Raw genomic sequence first — 17,889 nt, 5'->3', positions numbered from 1 at the left:
CCGGCGCCGGCGCTTCGGGGACGAACGCCTCCCCGTCCGGCGGCTCGGGCTCGAACTCCCCCGCGCCGGACAATCGGTTCGACTTGGACGACGTGAACGACGCGGGGGCCTGATTGGACGCCCTCGCCATCGAGCGCCTCGTGGTGGGCGAGGGCCGCATCGGCTGCGACGTGGCCCTCGCCCCGCATGCGCCGCGCACCACCGATCCCGCGCTCGCTGCCCGCGTAGGCGCCGCGTTCCCCAACCTGCCGCGCCATGCCTGCGTGAACGGCGCGGGCGACACGTTCGGCGCCGTCATGGGCGCCACGTCGCTGCCGCACCTGCTGGAACACCTCGTCATCGACCTGCAGACGCAGGCGGCGCCACCCGACGCTCCCCCCGACACCGCTTACGTGGGCGTCACCAGGTGGACGGACGAAAACGCCGGGAGGGCGCACATCGAGGTGAGTTTCACCGACGATTTGGTCGCTTTGCGGGCTTTTCGCGATGCTGTGCGCTTTCTGAACGTTGCGGTGGTACTCTAACGCAATGACTACGGCACACCTCACATTCGACCAGACGGGCGACAAGATTGCCGAACGCGTCGTGAAGATGCGCTCTTCCGCCGTGCGCGACCTGTTCGCCGCCGCGTCGAACCCTAACATCATCTCGCTGTCGGGCGGCATGCCCGACGTGTCGCTGCTGCCCCACTCCGCCATCCGCACGGCCACCCGCGCCGCCTGCGACGACGAGCGCGCCGTGGCGCTGCAGTACGGCTCGACCGACGGCCGCGTGGAGACGAAGCAGGTGTTCTGCGACCTCATGCGCGACATCGGCGTGCGCGCCAAGCCCGAGAACGTCATGATCACCACGGGCGCTCAGGAAGCGCTCGACCTCATTGCCAAGACGTTTTTGAACCCCGGCGACATCGTGCTGGCGGAAGGCCCCACCTACCTGGGCGCGCTCCAGGCGTTCAGCGCCTACGAGCCCGACATCCGCTGCATCCCGTTCGACGACGAGGGCATGCGCGTGGACCTCCTGGAAGAGGAGCTCGCGCGCATCGGCAAGGGCAACCCGCGCCTCAAGTTCCTCTACACCATCCCGAACTTCCAGAACCCCGGCGGCGTGACCATGGTGCCCGCCCGCCGCAAGCGCCTGCTGGAGCTTTCGGAGGAGTACGGCTTCATGGTGGTGGAGGACGACCCCTACGGCCGCCTGCGCTACGGCGGCGGCCACGTGCTGCCGCTCAAGGCGCTCTCGGACGACGTCGTGTACCTGGGCACCGTGTCGAAGGTGTTCGCGCCCGGCCTGCGCACCGGCTGGATCGTGGCGCCTAAGAGCGTGCTGGCGAAGATAAACCTGGTGAAGCAGGGCACCGACCTCTGCGGCAGCGCCTTCAACCAGGTGGTGGTGGAGCACTACTTCACCGACACCCCGTGGCAGAAGACGCTGCAGAAGTTCGTGAAGACCTATCGCACGCGCCGCGACGCCATGCTGGCCGCGCTGGACGAGCACTTCCCGGCCGAGGCCACCTGGACGCGCCCCGAGGGCGGGTTTTTCGTGTGGGTGACGCTGCCGAGCTACGTGGATACCGGCTCCATGCTGTCCGTGGCGCTGGAAAACGGCGTGACGTACACCCCGGGCGACGGGTTCTATCCCGGCGGCTCCGCCGGCAAGAACTGCATGCGCATCGCGTTCTGCTACGAGAGCCCGGAGAACCTTGCCGAGGCCGTCAAGCGCCTCGCCGCCGTGATCAACGACCGGCTGGAGCTGTACCGCGCGTTCATCGACGCCGGTGCCATCAAGGCCGAATAAGGAGCTACCGAAATGGGCATGAAAGTTGCAGTGTTGATGGGCGGCGCTTCGTTCGAGCGCGAGTTTTCCCTGGCCAGTGGCAAGAACGTGTGCGCGGCGCTCGAGGAGGCCGGCCACAAGGTGGTGCCGCTGGACACCACGGCCGACCTCGTTCCCACGCTGCGCACCGAGCGTCCCGACGTGTGCTACAGCGCCCTGCACGGCAAGCACGGCGAGGACGGCACCATCCAGAGCCTGCTGGAGTTCCTGGACATCCCGTTCGTCGGCTCGCCGTCGCACGTGTGCCACCGCACGTGGAACAAGGACTCCATGCACTACGAGCTGGCTACGTACCGCGCCATTACCGGCGATGCCCCCATCGCCTCGTGGCCGCAGGGCATCTACCTGGCGCGCGACGCCTTCAAGGACATGGGCGCCGCCACGGCGCTCGACCTGGTGCAGGAACGCGTGATTGGCGGCTACCCCGTGGCGGTGAAGCCCGCGCACGGCGGAAGCGCCATGGGAGTGCACCGCGTGGATTCCGTCGACGAGCTGGGCGAGGCCATCCTCGATGCGCTCTCGTTCGACGAGGCCGTGGTCATCGAGCAGTGGGTGGAAGGCGTGGAGATGGCCGTGTCGGTGCTCGGCACCGGCTGGGACGCCTACGCGCTGCCGCCGGTCGAGATCGTGCCCAAGCAGGGCTTCTTCGGCACCGAGGCGCGCATGGAGCCCGGCGCCGTGCAGTACATCGCGCCCGTGCGCCCCGCCTCGCTGTCCGACGACGAGGGCGACGCCCAGGCCATCCGCGCCGAGATCGAGCGCGCCGCGCTGGAGGTCTACCGGGCCTACAACGCCCGCGACCTCGCCCGCGTCGACCTCATCTGGGATGGCGCCCAGGCCCGCGTCTTCGAGGTGAACGTGTCGCCCGGCATGGCCGAGCGCTCCCTGTTCCCCGCCGCCTGCGAGGCCGCCGGCCTCTCCCTCTCCAGCGTATTGAACGAGCTGGTAACGCAGTACGCGAAGTAACCCCTCGAATGCAGGCGCGCGCCTGCATTCGCTTTTGCCAGCAAACGTCAGCTTCGGCAAAACCTATCACGTCCCGTTTCCGCTCACAGCGGGCGGGGCGTTTGCTTTTTCGACACCCAGCTGTTGCTCAACGCTTCTGTGCTACACTTCTGCCGAGAGGGCCCGAGCGTGCGGCGCCGGCGGGGGCGCCAGACGGGAGATTGATAGGCTATGGGCATACTTGACCGCTTTTCCGATATCGCTAAGGCGAACATCAATGACGCGCTGGATCGGTGCGAGGATCCTTCCAAGATGATCGAGCAGTACCTGCGCGAGCTGACCGACGATCTGATAGAGGTGAAGCGGGAGACTGCGGGCATCATGGCGGAGGAGACGCGCGCGAAGCGCCTCGTGGACGAGAACGCCGCCCAGATAGCGCGCTTCGCGGGGCTGGCCCGCAAGGCGCTCGCGGCAGGCAACGAGGACGACGCACGCGTGTTCCTGACCAAGAAGCAGGAGCTGGAGGCCGAAGGCGCCGACCTGGCGGAAATCTACGGCGTGGCGCACGGCAACGCGAGCAAGATGCGCCAGCTGCACGACAAGCTGGTGGACGACATCGAGGAGCTCAACGGCCGGCGTGCCCTGATCGAGGCGAAGGTCGCCGTGGCGAAGACGCAGGATATCGTGAACGAGTACGAACCTCGCACGGAAGCGAGCACGGTTGCCCGAGGCGCGATCGACCGCATGGAGGATGCCGCCGACGCGCTGCTCGACCAGGCCAACGCTGCAGCCGAGCTGGGCCGGGCACCGCTCGACGCGGCAGCGGCCCTGGAGGAGAAGTACGCCGCGGCGCGCGGCAACGCGGCCGTGGAGGACGAGCTGGCCAAGCTCAAGAGAGATATGGGACTGTAGCGGCGTCGGCCGCAAGGGAGGAGGTGCTATGGGAAGGTCAGGCGGCTCGGGCGGCGGCCGTTCCAGCGGCTTCTCGGGGGGCGGACGCTCGTCGGGAGGGTTCTCCGGCGGCGGGAGGTCGTCCGGCGGCTTCTCGGGAGGTCGCTCGTCCCGAGGATCGGGAGGCCGGTCGCAGTCCCCAGGCGGAGGACGGCCTGGCGGGGGCGGCGGGTTCCGCATGCCCTCCTTCATGCACATCTTCATCAACAGCACGAGAGGCGAGCGCCGTCCCGAGGACGACCCGCGCTACCATGCCCCGCAAGCCCAGCCGGCGCCGGCGCAATATGCCGACCCGCGTTACGAAACATCCGGGAGCCCCTTATCGCCTGAAGGCCAGATAGCAACTCCGGCCGCCCCGGCCAAGAAGGGCTGCGGCTGTTCCACCGTCCTCCTCGTGCTCGGCGTCCTCATCGTCATCTCCTCGATCCTAAGCCTGGCATTCTCCTGTGCGGGCACGAAGATCGACGGCACGCCGCTCGTCGAGCGCGAGCCGCTTGCCGCCTCGGCGGTGGTGCAGACCGGCTATTTCACCGACGAGGACGGCGACTGGGTGCACGATGCATCCAAGCTGGAGCAGGGGTTGAAGGAGTTCTACCAGAAGACGGGCGTGCAGCCGTACGTGTACCTCCTGCCGAACGGCACGACGACGTCCATGCAGGAGCTGGGCGCGCTCGCCGAGCAGCGCTACGACGAGCTCTTCGCCGACGAAGGGCACTTCCTGCTCGTGTTCTGCGACGACGGCGACGGCGGCTTCAACTGCGGCTACGCGGTGGGCTCCCAGGCGCGCACGGTCATGGACGATGCGGCTGTCGACGTGCTGGCCGACAATCTGGACCGATGCTACCGCAACTACTCGCTCGACGAGGAGGAGATATTCTCCCAGGCGTTCGCCGATACGGCCGACACGATCATGGCGAAGGACGAGACCGTCGGCAACGCCGTCATATCGTTGGTGACGGTGCTGGTCATCGTCTTGGTGTACGTGGCCTACCGCATCGTCCGCACGAAAAGGCAGGAGAGGGAGCGGGCGCGCCGGCTGCAAGAGGAGATTTTGAGGACGCCGCTGGAGAAGTTCGGCGACCATGAGGTGGAAGAGCTGTCGAAGAAGTACGAGCAGGGGCCCGCAGAGGCGCCCACGATCGCAGCAACCGTCCCGACTGCAGCCGCGTCGGCCTATGCGCCGCCGTCCGGCCTGCAGGTCGGCCAAACCGGGAACGACCCCGCCGAGGGCGCGGGGAGACCATAGGAACCGTCAGACAAGGAGGCCCCTCATGGGCATGCTCGACCGTTTCGCCGACATCATCAAGGCGAACATCAACGACCTTTTGGACAAGTGCGAGGACCCTGCCAAGATGATCGACCAGTACCTGCGCGATCTTACCGAGGACCTGGCCGAGGTGAAGCAGGAGACCGCCGGCGTCATGGCGGAGGAGACGCGCACGAAGCGCCTGGTGGACGAGAACGCGGCCGAGGTGGCGAAGTACGACGACTTGGCGCGCAAGGCCCTCGCAGCCGGCAACGAGGACGATGCCCGCACGTTCTTGGCGAAGAAGCAGCAGCTGGACGCCAGGTCGGCCAGCTTGCGCGAGTCCTACGAGGCGGCGTGCGCGAATGCGGCGAAGATGCGCCAGATGTACGACAAGCTGGTGAGCGACATAGAGGAGCTGAACAGCCGCCGCGAGGCCGTGAAGGCCAAGGTGGCCGTGGCCCGTACGCAGGATCGGGTGAACAGCATCGCTTCCGGCGCCGACAAGGCTGCCGACGCCATGGGGGCGTTCGCGCGCATGGAGGCCAAGGCCGACGGCATGCTCGACCGTTCCAACGCCTTGAGCGAGTTGAATGCTAAGCCGGTGGACGACGCGGCTGCGCTCGAGGCGAAGTACGCCGCCGCCGGCAACGACGCTGCCGTGGACGACGAGCTGGCCAGGTTGAAGGCCGAGATGGGCCTGTAAACGGAAAGGCCGTCCCAACAGGATGGGCACCTTCTCGATCGGCAACGAAACGGCAACTGAATCATAGAGCGCTCGTGTTTTCCCTACTGGCGGTTGGCGGGTGCCCCTATAATGGGCTGATCGACAAACGTCCAGGACATTCCTTTAGGAGGCAGATATGGGCAACAAGGTAGGAACCTTCCTCATCGGCGGTTTGGTCGGCGCCGCCGTCGCACTGCTGTACGCTCCCCGCTCGGGTTATGAGACGCGCGCCATGGTCACCGACAAGATGAACGCGGCGTGGGGCGAGGCCCAGGAGCTGGGCGCGCAGGCGTCTGACAAGGCGCAGCAGGTGTACCAGGACGCCACGTCCAAGGGCCAGGAGGTCGTGCACGACGTGGCCGCCAAGGGCCAGCAGGCCGTCCAGGACGCCCAGAGCAAGGGCCAGGAGCTCTACGGCGCTGCCAGCGCGCGCGTGCAGGAGGCTGCCGACAACATCAAGCCGGTGTTCTCCGAGAAGAACGACGACCTGCGCGAGAAGATCGAGGCCGCTCGCCAGCGCATCGCGGCCCAGGTGGCCAAGAACGCCGAGCAGGCGCACGATGCCGTGAGCGACAAGATCCCCGTGGCCGCCGACAACGCGCACGAGGCCGTGGACAACGTGGCCGACAAGGCCAAGGAAGCCGCCGATACCGCGACGAACGCCGCCGAGTCGGCCGCCGGCAAGATCGCCGGCGACACGGAGGTCCCGGTTGACAAGGGCCCTGCCGAGAGCAAAGAGAACTAAGTAGCCTGCACGGATGAAGGGTGCACCGCGCCAAGCCGGACGGAGATGACCGTCCGGCTTCCGCATGCCCCCTTCGCGTCATCGGCGCGCAGGAAGACATCGGCCGACGCGGCCTGAGAGAGCCGCGCCGTTCCGCCGCTGCGCGCTGGGGGGAAGATCGAACATGGCCAACAAACTTACCACGACCGACGAGCTCACCGGGGTGCGCGTCATCGGTGGGAAGAAGGGCACGAAGCGCATCGGCAAGGTGCGTCGTTTCGTGTTCCACCCCAAGGAGAAGCGCGTCGTGGGCTTCGTGGTGAAGCGCCCCGACCTGCTGTGGATGTTCCGCCGCAAAGACCTGTTCGTGGCCGTGAGCGGCTACGAGATCGAGGACGGCCGCATTGTGGTGAGCAACGACCCTGCCGCCACCAACCGTGCCGCCTGCAAGGCGCTCGGCGTGGATTGGGATGCCTGCGTGCTGTGGGTGGGGCTGCCCGTCATGACCGAGGACGGGGACGCGCTCGGCGTGGTGGGTTCCGTGACGTTCGACCGCAAGACGGGCGTCGTCGACTCCGTCACTACCGACAGCGGCGCGACGGCCAACGCGCTTTTGGGCAAGCGCGAGATCCCCGCCAACCTTGTGAAGGGCTTCAGGCGCGGCATGGGCGCGGCCCTCGCCCAAACGGGCGCGGAGGGCGAGGAGTCCGAGGAGGTGGTGCTCGGCGCCATCCTCGTGGCCGAAGAGGCGCGCGACATTGCCGTAGAGGGCGGTTTGGCCGAGAAGGCCGGCGAGGCCACGGCCGTGGTGGTGGACAAGGCCCACACCGCCGTCGACAAGGCGAAGCCGGTCGCCAGTGCCGCCGCCAAGAAGACCGGCGAGGTGGTGAACAAGGGAGCCTACGCCACGGGCAAGCAGATCGCCGCCACGAAGGGCATGTTCTCCGGCTTCAAGGAGGAATACGACAAGGCGCGCGGTCCGAAGCCCTCTCAGGAAAAAGCCCTGGAAAAGGCGGCCGAACCCAAGGCGGAGGAGCTGCCTGCGCCCACCGCGCAGGCCAAGAAGGCTCCCGCCAAGCAGGGCGCGGCGAAACAAGGCGCGGCGAAGAAGCAGGCCGCCAAGAAGCCGGCGCCCAAGAAGAACATGTTCTCCGCATTCAAAGAAGAGTACGATAAAGCGCGCCACGACGATTAGGCATACCATTGACGCAGAAACCATCGCATGAATTCGATACCGGCAAGCTGAAGCAGAAGGCGGCCCGGCGCACGCACGAGCTGCACGAGAAGGCGCAGCAGGAGACGGTCGTGCACGGCCACAAGATGGAGAAGGGCGACATCTTCAAGTTCGTCGGCCTGATCGCGTTCTTCGCCATCATGGTGCTTATCTGCCTGCTCATCTGGCCGTATGTAGCCGATATCTTCGAGCCGGGCGGCATCGACCGCGTCATCGCCGACGTGCGCGGCGCGGGGCCGGTGGGCTTCCTTATCTTGCTGGGGCTCCAGTTCCTGCAGATCGTGGTGGCGTTCATCCCGGGCGAGGTCGTGCAGATAGCAGCCGGCATGCTGTACGGTCCGTGGCTGGGCGCGCTCATCATCCTGCTGGGCTGCGTCGTTTCCAGCGCGTTCATCTTCGCGCTCGTGCACAAGCTGGGCGCGCCCTTCGTGCAGAGCATGGTGCCCACGAAGTACCTGGACAAGTTCCGCGCCTTCGAGAAGACGGGGAAGCTGAACATCGTGGTGTTCATCCTGTTCCTTATCCCCGGGTTGCCGAAGGATACGTTCACCTACCTGGTGCCCCTCACGGACATGAACATGCGCACGTTCTTGCTGCTGTCGAACATCGGGCGCATCCCCGGCATCCTCGTGTCGACGTATGCGGCCGATGGGCTCATCGACGGGCGCTTTGCGGAGAGCGCCATCCTGTTCGCCGTGGCCGCGGTCATCGCGGTGCTGGGCATCGTGTTCCAGAAGCGCATCATGAAGTTCCTGGAGATGCGGTCGCACCGCGACAAGTAGGGATGTTGCCCGCCGTGCGAGATAGGGCGCGCGTTTCGAAACATACGGCAACGGAAACCTTAACGATGGTATACAGCGGGCAACGACACGGTGACGGTTTGCCGTCAGGACCGTACGGCCGGATACCATGGCGCTATTACCTCAAGAACCACACGATAAGAGAGGCATGCTATGAACCTCAACGAACAGAACAGTAGCGCATCGGACGAGGTCGCCGCTGCTGAAGCCGAGCTCCGCGCTGCACAGGAAACGCTCAAGGCCGCCCGCGCGCGCCTTTCCGAGCTCAAGGGCGAGCACCCTGCCGTCGAGCCCGGCGCAGCGTCGTCTGATGTCGTCGGCGACGGGGAGCCCGTCGAGGCTTTCGGCGTGGCCGCCGTCGTCGTGGACGAGGACACGGCCGAGGTAGAGGCCGTCATCTTCGAGGCCGAGGCGGTTTCTGCTGACGATGGCTCGCAGGGTGATCTTGCGGCCGACGAGGCGGATGCGGACGATGCGGCCGAGCCTGGCGACGCGCCCGCGTGCGAAGCCGGCGAGACAGACGAGCCTGTGGCCAGCGACGAAACCGGGTCTTTGACCGACGACGAGCCCGGGTCCGCGAACGACGGTGCGCCCGCAGCTGGCGATGCGTCCGAGCCCGCGGCGGCTTCCCCGGCTGACACGGCAGCCATCCCGGTTCAGGGCGAGCCGACGCCCGACTGGGTGCCCTACACGACGGCTCCCGCCACGGACCCGACGTTCGGCTCGCAGCCGACGCCACCCGCGGGCGCATCCTATGACGCGCCGTACGTGCCGCCCGCCGTCTCTGCTGCACCTGGCCCCGTGCCTCCCGCTCCCGGTCAGGGTTCTTATCAGCAGCCCCAGCAGCCGCCGCAACCCCAGCAGCCGTACGGTGGCTATGCCGCGCCCTACGGCCAGACGCCCCATGCGGGCCCCGGAGCCGTGCCGCCGCAGCAGCCGTACTATGGCTACCAGCAACCGTACTACCAGCAGCCGTACCAGCAGCCTGTCATCGCGACGAAGGACCACGTGGCCGCCGGCCTGCTCGCCATCTTCTTGGGCGCGCTGGGCATCCACAAGTTCTACCTGGGCTACAACACCGCCGGCTTCATCATGCTGGCCGTCACCATCCTGGGCAGCTTGTTCACGTTCGGCCTGGCAGGCGGTGTCATGTGGGTCATCGGCGTCATCGAGGGCATCCTCTACCTGACGAAGTCCCAGTCCGAGTTCGAGCAGACGTACGTGGTCAACAAGCGCGAGTGGTTTTAAGGTTCCGACGCTGCGGCCGCTCGGGTGAGACAGGGGGACGGTTCTCTTGTCCCCGTTCGTCCCCGCTCGGGCGGCCTCGCTGACTTACAACGCCAACCGGGGAGATGGCTTTCATGTCTCCTGCGCGAAAGGGCGCCCGCAGGGCGTCCCATCGTCCAACTGCCAAACGCCCGCTCACCTGATAGTTCCCGGGTTTTTCGGTGGAGCAACGCGGGCGGTTCCGTCCATTGGCTAGAATAACTTCATCGATTAAGGCAGCGTTGCCTTGCGACTGAGATCCTATAAGGAGGAAATCATGCCCCAAATTACTCGTGACCAGGTGAGGGTGCCGGCCGACGTCATGCCGGAGTCCCGCGACGAGTACATCGCGAACTACCTGAAGGCCACGCGCGGCACGGGCCGCCTCATGCTGTTCGCGTGCGACCAGAAGATCGAGCACCTCAACAAGGACTTCTACGGCGAGGGCATCGACATCGCCGACGCCAAGCCGGAGCACCTCTTCGAGATCGGCCGCCAGGGCGTGTGCGGCGTGCTTGCGGGCCAGCGCGGCCTCATCGCGCAGTACGCGGCCGACTATCCCGAGATCAACTACCTCGTGAAGATGAACTCCAAGACCAACATCGTGCCGGGCAGCCAGGACGACCCCTACTCGCCGCAGCTCTACGACCTGGACGCCGTGCTGGCCATGCGCGAGGCCGGCGTGAACGTGGTGGGCATCGGCTACACCATCTACCTGGGCAGCGAGTACGAGTCCACCATGATGGCCGAGGCCGGCGAGCTCATCGCCCAGGCCCACGCCAACGGCCTGCTGGTCGTGCTGTGGATCTACCCGCGCGGCAAGGCCGTCAAGGCCGAGAAGGACCCGGCGCTCATCGCGGGTGCGGCGGGCGTGGCCCTGTGCCTCGGCGCCGACTTCGTGAAGGTGAACCCGCCGAAGCCCGAGGACGGCACGGCTCCGGCCGAGGCCCTCAAGGTGGCCACGATGGCGTCCGGCCGCACGGGCCTCGTGTGTGCCGGCGGCTCCACGGTGGATGCCGAGACGTTCCTCACGCAGCTCTACGACCAGATCCACACGGGCGGCGCCGTGGGCAACGCCACCGGCCGCAACATCCACCAGCGCTCGCTGGACGAGGCCGTGCGCCTGACGAAGGCCATCAGCGCCATCACGCTGGCCGACTACTCCGTCGCCGACGCCCTGGCCGTCTTCAACGGCGAGAAGGATTTCTCGCTGTAGGACGACCTGCACGCAACAGCGGTACCCTTGAAGCGGACGCCTCGGCGCCCGCTTCTTTTTCCGAGGCGTATCATCGAAGCTAGGTTCACTCGATGCTCCTTAGCGTCCTAATCTTCGGCGTGTCTTTCAAACGAACACCACATCATCCCAGCTTATAGGATCTGTTTCACGTGAAACACGGAGGGCAACCTTTTCCCGTCGATGTCCCGGCACCCCCGTCGCCACATCGCCCCCTTGTCATCACTGCAGCGCTGCGACGCCACATTGCATCGGTGCGTCGCTCCTTCGCTTCACTGCTTTTTCGCGCCTTCGCTCACTCTCTTCTCCCTCCTTTCTTGCGGAATGAAAAATTTATTGCAAGTAATGAAACTATGGACTAATTGAGAATTAATATCAATTAGTATAGCAAGGTGAACTTCTCGGGTGCTATGATCGCGGAAAGCGATTACGTGAGGAAGCCCGTCCGGGCACCCATCAGGAAGGGGTCACACCATGGCCAGCGAATTCGACACCACCAAGCTTTACAGCGAGAACGGCTCGCCCGTTGCCGATAACAACCACACGCTCACAGCGGGCGAGCGCGGCCCGATGATGCTCCAGGACAACTGGATGATCGAGAAGCTTGCGCACTTCGACCGCGAGGTCATCCCCGAGCGACGCATGCACGCGAAAGGCTCGGGCGCGTACGGCACGTTCAAGGTGACCGGCGACATCAGCCAGTACACGAAGGCCGCCGTCTTCCAGCCCGGCGCCGAGACCGAGGTGTTCGTCCGCTTCTCCACGGTCGCCGGCGAGCGCGGCGCGGCCGATGCCGAGCGCGACATCCGCGGCTTCGCCATGAAGTTCTATACGCCGGAGGGCAACTGGGACCTCGTGGGAAACAACACGCCGGTGTTCTTCCTGCGCGACCCGAAGAAGTTCATCGACCTCAACCACGTGGTGAAGCGCGATCCGAAAACCAACATGCACTCGGCCCAGAGCAACTGGGACTTCTGGTCCAGCCTGCCCGAGGCGCTGCACCAGGTGACCATCGTCATGTCCGACCGCGGCATCCCGGCCAGCTACCGTCACATGCACGGTTTCGGCAGCCACACGTACAGCCTGATCAACGAGCAGAGCGAGCGCGTGTGGGTGAAGTTCCACCTCAAGACCAACCAGGGCATCAAGAACCTCACCGACGACGAGGCCGCCCAGATCATCGCGGGCGACCGTGAGAGCCATCAGCGCGACCTGTTCGGCGCCATCGAGCGCGGCGAGTTCCCCAGCTGGCGCTTCTGCATCCAGGTGATGGACGAGGCCACGGCGAAAAACTACAAGGAGAACCCGTTCGACATCACGAAGACGTGGAGCCAGAAGGAGTTCCCGCTCATCGAGGTGGGCACGCTGGAACTGAACCGCAACCCCGAGAACTACTTCGCCGAGGTGGAGCAGGCTGCGTTCGCACCGACGCACCTCGTGCCGGGCATCGGCCTGTCGCCCGACAAGCTGCTGCAGGGTCGCCTGTTCGCCTACGGCGACGCGCAGCGCTACCGCCTGGGCGTCAACCACAACCACATCCCGGTGAATCGTCCGCGCTGCCCCTACGCCGAGTTCCATCGCGACGGCGCCATGCGCACCGACGGCAACTTCGGCGGCGCCATCGGCTACGAGCCCAACAGCTACGGGCAGTGGCAGCAGCAGGCCGACGCGGCCGAGCCGCCGCTGGACCTGTTCGGCCCGATGGACGCGTGGGATCCGGCCGACGACCCCACCGACGACACGTTCTACCAGCCGGGCGACCTCTATCGCCTGATGGAAGAGCCGCAGCGCGCCGCGCTCATCGGCAACACCGCGCGCAACATGGAGGGCGTGACCGAGAACATCCGCCTGCGTCACGCCGCGCACTGCTACAAGGCCGACCCCGAGTACGGCGACCGCCTGGCCGAGGCGCTGGGCGTTGACGCCGTCCGCGTGCACGAGCTGGCACAGATGACGCACGAGGAGCGCATGGCCGCCACCGGCCAGCAGGTTCCCACCCGGAAGAAGGGCGGCGTGATTCGCGCGTAAATCGTCCGAAGGGGCAGCCCTCCTTCGAGGCATCGAGCGGGGCCCGTCGTGTTCGGCGGGCCCCGCTCGCGTGTCGTCACTGAAAGCATCACTCGCGTCACTGCAAATCGTCACTGAAAATATCAGTGACGATTTGCAGTGAGAAGTGAGTAATTGCAGTGACGATCGATAGTGACGTTTTCTTCTTTCAAGCGGTAGTCGGGTTGTGAGCGGGTTCGACACGGTTGGGGAATGCGCGTAACGCGGTAGGCAGTTCGGCGTATGATAGTCCTTTCGTCAAGCGAAAGGAGCCGTCATGCGCGAGATATCGGGTTTGGCCAAGTTCGGGTACTTCTGCGTGGGCTTGTTCGGCGGGCTGTTCGGCGTGCTGGCCGCGTGGTTCATGGGCAAGGACGGTTGGGGCTGGAGCGAGGGCGGCAAGCTGTTCGCGTGGTTCGGCTGCCTGTTCTGGCTCATCGTGTGGGTGATCATGGTGGTGACCGGCGGCATCGCGACGTTCCTCGCCTTCCTGTTCTAGCTTCCCGACAATCGGGCGCGTTGGATCGTGTTACCCTGCGAAGGAACGAACGCGATCGGCGCGCTGCGCCGTTGGGGAAGGCGGGGAGCATGCGGAGAAAAAGAGACACGCAGATAGAACCGAGCGTGCGTGCGGCGCGCATGCAGGCGAAGGCAAGCATACGTGAGGCAAGTGCACAAGCGCAGGCGGAGGCAAACGCCCAGGCGCGCGCAGGCATACAGGTCGAGTTAGGCGTGTTGGCCAAGACGGGCATGCAGGCGAACGCGAAGGCGAAGTCCCTGCGCAAGGCCATGTTTGCGACGGTGCTCGCGCTGGCGGCCGCCTTGGCGCTGACTGCCTGCACCCAGACGGGGGACGCGCCGCAACCTTCGGGGTCGGACTCCTACGAGGGAGTGACCACCGTCGCGCGCGCCGAGCTCCCCGCGAAGCCAGCCGCCGACGACTACGAGGCGCAGGACGAGCTCTTGGGCGCGAACGCGCTGGACGGGTCGTTCGCAGACGGCCTCTCCGCATTCTCCTACCGCAGCGCCGCCGCGGTGCTCGGCGAGGAGCCGCAGGCCAACGGCAACTTCTCGCCGGTCAGCCTGTACCTGGCGCTCGCTATGGTGCAGATGGGCGCTGCCGGCGAGACGCGCGACGAGATCGCGGGGGCGCTGGGCTCCGCCGACGCGGCGGCCACGGCGGTGCAGTGCGGCAATCTGATGCGCCTGCTGGCCACCGACCCCCAGTCCGATGTCAGGCTGGCCAACTCCGTGTGGATGCGCCCCGATGCGCAGTTCGAGCAGCCGTTCGTCGATGCCATGCGCGACCAGTTCTACGCTTCGTTGTTCCTGGCGGACTTCGGCACCGACACGGCCGACAAGGCCATGGCGCAGTGGATCGCCGACAATACCGAGGGCACGCTGAACCCCACGTTTGAAAGCCAGGAGGGCCAGCTGCTCTCGCTGATAGACACCGTGTACTTCAAGAGCGAATGGGCGAAGGCCTTCGACGCGGAGGCCACCGAGCCTGGCATGTTCGCGGCCGAGGGCGGCGCCATGCAGGCGGCCTTCATGGCGCAGCGACTCGACCGTCCGCAGGAGATCCGCCAGACCGAAACCTACACGCGCGCGAGCCTCGGGTTCATGGATGGCAGCGAGATGACGTTCGTGCTGCCCGCCGAGGGCAAGGGCGTGCAGGACCTATTGGCCGACGGGGCCCTGCTCGAGGAGGCGTTCGCGGGCGAGACCACCGGCGAGGCGTTCGTCACCTACCGCGTGCCGAAGTTCGGCTTCGACAGCTCCTACGGCCTGATCCCCGCGCTCGAGCGTCTGGGCATCACGGCGGCGTTCGGCGACCGGGCAGACTTCTCCAACCTCTCTCGCACTCCCGCCTACGTGTCGAGCGTGGCGCAGGAAAGCCACATCGGTTTGGACGAGAACGGCGTGGAGGCGAGCGCCTACACGAAGGTGGACATCATGGAGATGTCGGCATTGCCCGACCCTTCGGTGATAGGGGAGCTGGAGCTCAACCTGAACCGGCCGTTCCTGTACGAGATCCGCACGCGCCAGGGCATCCCGCTGTTCATCGGGGTGTGCACCCAGCCCGATGAAGCCGCGTAAAGCGCGCGGGCTCGCATTCGCGACACGATCGGCCAAGGCCGGCGAGCGGATTCGCGCTGCCGGCAACAAGAACGGCCCCCTGACGGGGGCCGTTGGGTGCGAAGTGGTGCCCGAGGCGGGATTTGAACCCGCACGTCTAGGACAACGGTTTTTGAGACCGCCGCGTCTGCCATTCCGCCACTCGGGCGCACCGTGAAAGTATACCGGAAGCCCCGGGGGCCGTCGAGGGCAAACTGGCGCGAATTGTGCGCCAGCGCTCCCTGCACTCGCAGCGCCGCTACGGTCAACATATGCATGACGATCTGGCGCACCGATGCTGCTTGGCGCATAATGGAGGGAACGTTGCCGGACGGCGCAAGCGCCGCTGCGGCCTGCAAACGCATCCTCGGATCGAGAGGCGGACACGCAATGGACCAAACGGAACTAACCAAGAAGATAGACGCCTACCTTGAGAAGAACTGGGACGCCATGGTGGACGACATCGCCACGCTCGTGCGCATCCCCAGCTTCCAGGAAGACGACAAGAAGGCCGACGGTGCCCCGTTCGGCCCCGGCCCCAAGAAGGCGCTCGCTGCGGCGCTCGAGCTGGCGGGCGGCATGGGCTTTACAACCCACGATGCCGAGGGCTACATCGGCTTCGCCGACTTCCCCGGCGCCTCGGACACGCAGCTGGGCATCATCGGCCACATGGACGTGGTGCCGGCCGGTCCCGGCTGGACCTTCGAGCCCTACGAGGTTACGCGCAAGGACGGCTACCTCATCGGCCGCGGTACGCTGGACGACAAGGGTCCCAGCGTCATGGCGCTGCACGCCATGAAGTTCTGGAAGGACCTGCAGGACCAAGGCGAGGCCCCGCAGTTCCCCTACACCGTGCGCTTCCTGTTCGGCGCGAACGAGGAATCCGGCATGGCCGACGTGGCCTACTACCACCTGCACTACGATGATCCGGCCTTCCTGTTCACGCCCGACGCGGAGTTCCCCGTGTGCTACGGCGAGAAGGGCGGCTACGACGGCATGCTCATGAGCAAGCCCATCGAGCCGTGCGCGCGCGTCATCGTGGAGTTCGAGGGCGGCGCGGCCACGAACGCGGTGCCGGGCCTGGCCCACGCTATCGTGAACGCCGACGCCCACGAGCTGAAGAGCACCGACCGTATCGTCGTGACCGAGGCCGGCCCCGGCCGCGCGCGGCTCGAGGCCACCGGCAAGGGTGCGCACGCCTCGCTGCCCGACGACGGCATCAACGCCATCGGCCTCATCGTGGACTACCTGCTGGAGAACGGCTTGTGCGGCGCCGACGAGCGCGCGTTCCTCGAGTTGGACCAGAAGCTGCTCAACCACACGGACGGCAGCGGCGTGGGCATCAAGAGCTCCGACGAGTACTTCGGCCCCCTCACCGTCATCGGCGGCACCATCGCCCTCAAGGACGACCGTTTCGTGCAGACGGTGGACAGCCGCTTCCCCACGTCCATCACGGCGGACGAGATCACCGAGCGCCTGCGCCAGCTGGCCGAGGAGATCGGCGGCTCGTTCGAGAACACCCTGCTCATGGAGCCGTTCCTGGTGAAGCCGGACAGCCCCGTGATCCAAGCGCTGCTCAACGCCTACAACGAGGCCACGGGCGAGGACGCCAAGCCCTTCACTATGGGCGGCGGCACTTATGCGCGCGAGTTCAAGAGCGGCGCGAGCTTCGGCCCCGAGAAGCCGTGGGAGAAGAACCCGGACTGGGTGGGCACGATGCACGGCCCCGACGAGGGCGTGAGCGAGGACCTGCTCCGGCAGTCGTTCAAAATCTACGCGCTCACGTTGGACAAGCTCATGCAGCTCGACCTGAAATAGAAACCCTGCGCGAGCGCCCCGCCGCCGGTTCGGCGCGCGGGGCGCTTCCGTCTTTGGAAGGAGCATCGCCATGGTCGACACCGTGCCCGATGATTTCTCCCCCTCGCTCGGCATTGCCGACGCGGAGGGGCTCGAGAAGGAGTCCGACGGCCATATCGAGCTGGAGGGCCTGCCGAACACGCGCGACATCGGCGGCATCCGCGCCGCGGACGGCCGCTACGTCAAGCATGCGCGCCTGCTGCGCTCGGGCGCGCTCGCCGGCGCCACGGAGCGCGACCTGGAGGTGCTGCTGGACGACTTCGACGTGCGCACGGTCATCGACCTGCGCACGGAGGAGGAGCGCCGCGAGAAGCCCGACCCCGAGGACGGCCTGGAGGGCGTGCGCTTCGATGACGCGCCGGTGCTGAACACGTCCACCCTCGGCGTGACGCGCGAGGGCGGCATCAAGGGCGCGCTCAAGATGCTGCGCGCCGTGCAGGACGATCCGGCCCAGATCATGATGGACATCTACGAGCGCATGGTGCTGGACGAGGCCAGCCAGCGCGGCTTCGCCTCCTTCTTCGACGACGTGCTGGACACCCCGGATGGCGCGGTGCTGTGGCACTGCACCATCGGCAAGGACCGCGCGGGTCTGGCGGCCATGCTGCTTTTGCACGTGCTGGGCGCCTCGCACGAGGACATCCTGCGTGACTACGAGGCTACGAACCGCTACGTGGCGTCGCGCACCGAGGACATCATGGACGCGCTGGCAACCTACCATCTGGCCGGCAAGCTGGACAAGAGCATCCAGGTCATCAACGCGGCCGATCCGCGCTTCCTGCAGGCGGCGCTCGACGCCATCGACCGGGAGTTCGGCGGGTTGGACGCCTATGTGGAGAAGGCGCTGGGCATCACCGACGAGAAGCGCGACGCCCTGCGCGCCCGCTATCTGACGGCCGACCCGAGGG

The 17,889-nt window shown here is 66.4% G+C and carries 16 protein-coding genes and 1 tRNA gene; 16 read left to right on the top strand and 1 reads right to left on the bottom strand.

Features of this window, described 5'->3' with window-relative positions:
• The first annotated feature begins 113 nt into the window (after positions 1-113).
• The 14 genes from GPA_RS05480 (at position 114) to GPA_RS05410 (ending at position 15,106) form a co-directional block, all read left to right on the top strand.
• The gene (locus tag GPA_RS05480; RefSeq protein WP_041239149.1) at positions 114-524 is read left to right on the top strand and encodes a cyanophycin synthetase family protein; all 411 of its coding nucleotides are present in this window, start codon (positions 114-116) and stop codon (positions 522-524) included.
• Positions 525-528: 4 nt separating this feature from the next.
• Positions 529-1,794, top strand: a complete 1,266-nt coding sequence (locus GPA_RS05475; RefSeq protein ID WP_015539214.1) for an aminotransferase-like domain-containing protein — start codon at positions 529-531, stop codon at positions 1,792-1,794.
• A 12-nt stretch (positions 1,795-1,806) separates the two neighbouring features.
• Positions 1,807-2,799, top strand: a complete 993-nt coding sequence (locus tag GPA_RS05470; RefSeq protein ID WP_015539213.1) for a D-alanine--D-alanine ligase family protein — start codon at positions 1,807-1,809, stop codon at positions 2,797-2,799.
• 210 nt (positions 2,800-3,009) lie between these two features.
• Positions 3,010-3,690 carry a PspA/IM30 family protein gene (locus GPA_RS05465; RefSeq protein WP_015539212.1) on the top strand — a complete coding sequence of 227 codons (681 nt, stop codon included), beginning with the start codon at positions 3,010-3,012 and terminating at the stop codon, positions 3,688-3,690.
• A gap of 217 nt (positions 3,691-3,907) precedes the next feature.
• Positions 3,908-4,975, top strand: a complete 1,068-nt coding sequence (locus GPA_RS18940) for a hypothetical protein (protein ID WP_015539211.1) — start codon at positions 3,908-3,910, stop codon at positions 4,973-4,975.
• Between the two features lie 25 nt (positions 4,976-5,000).
• A complete protein-coding gene (locus GPA_RS05450) occupies positions 5,001-5,681 on the top strand; it encodes a PspA/IM30 family protein (RefSeq protein WP_015539210.1) in 681 nt (226 codons plus the stop codon).
• Positions 5,682-5,838: 157 nt separating this feature from the next.
• Positions 5,839-6,447 (top strand): YtxH domain-containing protein, encoded by a 609-nt coding sequence (locus GPA_RS05445; protein WP_015539209.1) that lies wholly within the window; start codon positions 5,839-5,841, stop codon positions 6,445-6,447.
• A 163-nt stretch (positions 6,448-6,610) separates the two neighbouring features.
• A complete protein-coding gene (locus GPA_RS05440) occupies positions 6,611-7,621 on the top strand; it encodes a PRC-barrel domain-containing protein (RefSeq protein ID WP_015539208.1) in 1,011 nt (336 codons plus the stop codon).
• A gap of 8 nt (positions 7,622-7,629) precedes the next feature.
• Positions 7,630-8,442 carry a TVP38/TMEM64 family protein gene (locus tag GPA_RS05435; RefSeq protein ID WP_227154819.1) on the top strand — a complete coding sequence of 271 codons (813 nt, stop codon included), beginning with the start codon at positions 7,630-7,632 and terminating at the stop codon, positions 8,440-8,442.
• Positions 8,443-8,613: 171 nt separating this feature from the next.
• A complete protein-coding gene (locus GPA_RS05430; RefSeq protein ID WP_015539207.1) occupies positions 8,614-9,708 on the top strand; it encodes a TM2 domain-containing protein in 1,095 nt (364 codons plus the stop codon).
• 295 nt (positions 9,709-10,003) lie between these two features.
• On the top strand, positions 10,004-10,942 hold the full coding sequence (locus GPA_RS05425) for a beta/alpha barrel domain-containing protein (RefSeq protein ID WP_041239148.1): 939 nt from the start codon (positions 10,004-10,006) through the stop codon (positions 10,940-10,942).
• Positions 10,943-11,434: 492 nt separating this feature from the next.
• A complete protein-coding gene (locus tag GPA_RS05420; RefSeq protein WP_015539206.1) occupies positions 11,435-12,988 on the top strand; it encodes a catalase in 1,554 nt (517 codons plus the stop codon).
• 295 nt (positions 12,989-13,283) lie between these two features.
• A complete protein-coding gene (locus GPA_RS05415; RefSeq protein WP_015539205.1) occupies positions 13,284-13,505 on the top strand; it encodes a hypothetical protein in 222 nt (73 codons plus the stop codon).
• Between the two features lie 89 nt (positions 13,506-13,594).
• The gene (locus tag GPA_RS05410; RefSeq protein WP_083808942.1) at positions 13,595-15,106 is read left to right on the top strand and encodes a serpin family protein; all 1,512 of its coding nucleotides are present in this window, start codon (positions 13,595-13,597) and stop codon (positions 15,104-15,106) included.
• Between the two features lie 104 nt (positions 15,107-15,210).
• On the opposite strand, the gene GPA_RS05405 is transcribed toward GPA_RS05410, so the two are convergent.
• A tRNA-Leu gene (locus GPA_RS05405) sits at positions 15,211-15,293 on the bottom strand.
• Between the two features lie 221 nt (positions 15,294-15,514).
• Between GPA_RS05405 and GPA_RS05400 the strand changes: the two genes are divergently transcribed.
• Both GPA_RS05400 and GPA_RS05395 read left to right on the top strand, forming a co-directional pair.
• Complete coding sequence (locus GPA_RS05400) at positions 15,515-16,942, top strand: Sapep family Mn(2+)-dependent dipeptidase (RefSeq protein WP_015539203.1); 1,428 nt, start codon at positions 15,515-15,517, stop codon at positions 16,940-16,942.
• A 70-nt stretch (positions 16,943-17,012) separates the two neighbouring features.
• Positions 17,013-17,889, top strand: an 877-nt coding sequence (locus GPA_RS05395; protein WP_231847579.1) for a tyrosine-protein phosphatase, incomplete at its 3' end; no start/stop codon positions are given.

Origin of the sequence: Gordonibacter pamelaeae 7-10-1-b, assembly GCF_000210055.1 — a bacterium.
Lineage (GTDB): Bacteria > Actinomycetota > Coriobacteriia > Coriobacteriales > Eggerthellaceae > Gordonibacter > Gordonibacter pamelaeae.
Note: the sequence above shows the minus strand (reverse complement) of the source record. Positions and strands in the feature narration are given on the sequence as shown.

What these genes read in the sequence shown, in the direction of transcription:
- GPA_RS05430 (WP_015539207.1), top strand. Translation starts at nt 8,614, where the DNA reads ATGAACCTCAACGAACAGAACAGTAGCGCATCGGACGAGGTCGCCGCT.
- GPA_RS05465 (WP_015539212.1), top strand. Translation starts at nt 3,010, where the DNA reads ATGGGCATACTTGACCGCTTTTCCGATATCGCTAAGGCGAACATCAAT.
- GPA_RS05415 (WP_015539205.1), top strand. Translation starts at nt 13,284, where the DNA reads ATGCGCGAGATATCGGGTTTGGCCAAGTTCGGGTACTTCTGCGTGGGC.
- GPA_RS05475 (WP_015539214.1), top strand. Translation starts at nt 529, where the DNA reads ATGACTACGGCACACCTCACATTCGACCAGACGGGCGACAAGATTGCC.
- GPA_RS18940 (WP_015539211.1), top strand. Translation starts at nt 3,908, where the DNA reads ATGCCCTCCTTCATGCACATCTTCATCAACAGCACGAGAGGCGAGCGC.
- GPA_RS05450 (WP_015539210.1), top strand. Translation starts at nt 5,001, where the DNA reads ATGGGCATGCTCGACCGTTTCGCCGACATCATCAAGGCGAACATCAAC.
- GPA_RS05440 (WP_015539208.1), top strand. Translation starts at nt 6,611, where the DNA reads ATGGCCAACAAACTTACCACGACCGACGAGCTCACCGGGGTGCGCGTC.
- GPA_RS05420 (WP_015539206.1), top strand. Translation starts at nt 11,435, where the DNA reads ATGGCCAGCGAATTCGACACCACCAAGCTTTACAGCGAGAACGGCTCG.
- GPA_RS05400 (WP_015539203.1), top strand. Translation starts at nt 15,515, where the DNA reads ATGGACCAAACGGAACTAACCAAGAAGATAGACGCCTACCTTGAGAAG.
- GPA_RS05425 (WP_041239148.1), top strand. Translation starts at nt 10,004, where the DNA reads ATGCCCCAAATTACTCGTGACCAGGTGAGGGTGCCGGCCGACGTCATG.
- GPA_RS05410 (WP_083808942.1), top strand. Translation starts at nt 13,595, where the DNA reads ATGCGGAGAAAAAGAGACACGCAGATAGAACCGAGCGTGCGTGCGGCG.
- GPA_RS05445 (WP_015539209.1), top strand. Translation starts at nt 5,839, where the DNA reads ATGGGCAACAAGGTAGGAACCTTCCTCATCGGCGGTTTGGTCGGCGCC.
- GPA_RS05470 (WP_015539213.1), top strand. Translation starts at nt 1,807, where the DNA reads ATGGGCATGAAAGTTGCAGTGTTGATGGGCGGCGCTTCGTTCGAGCGC.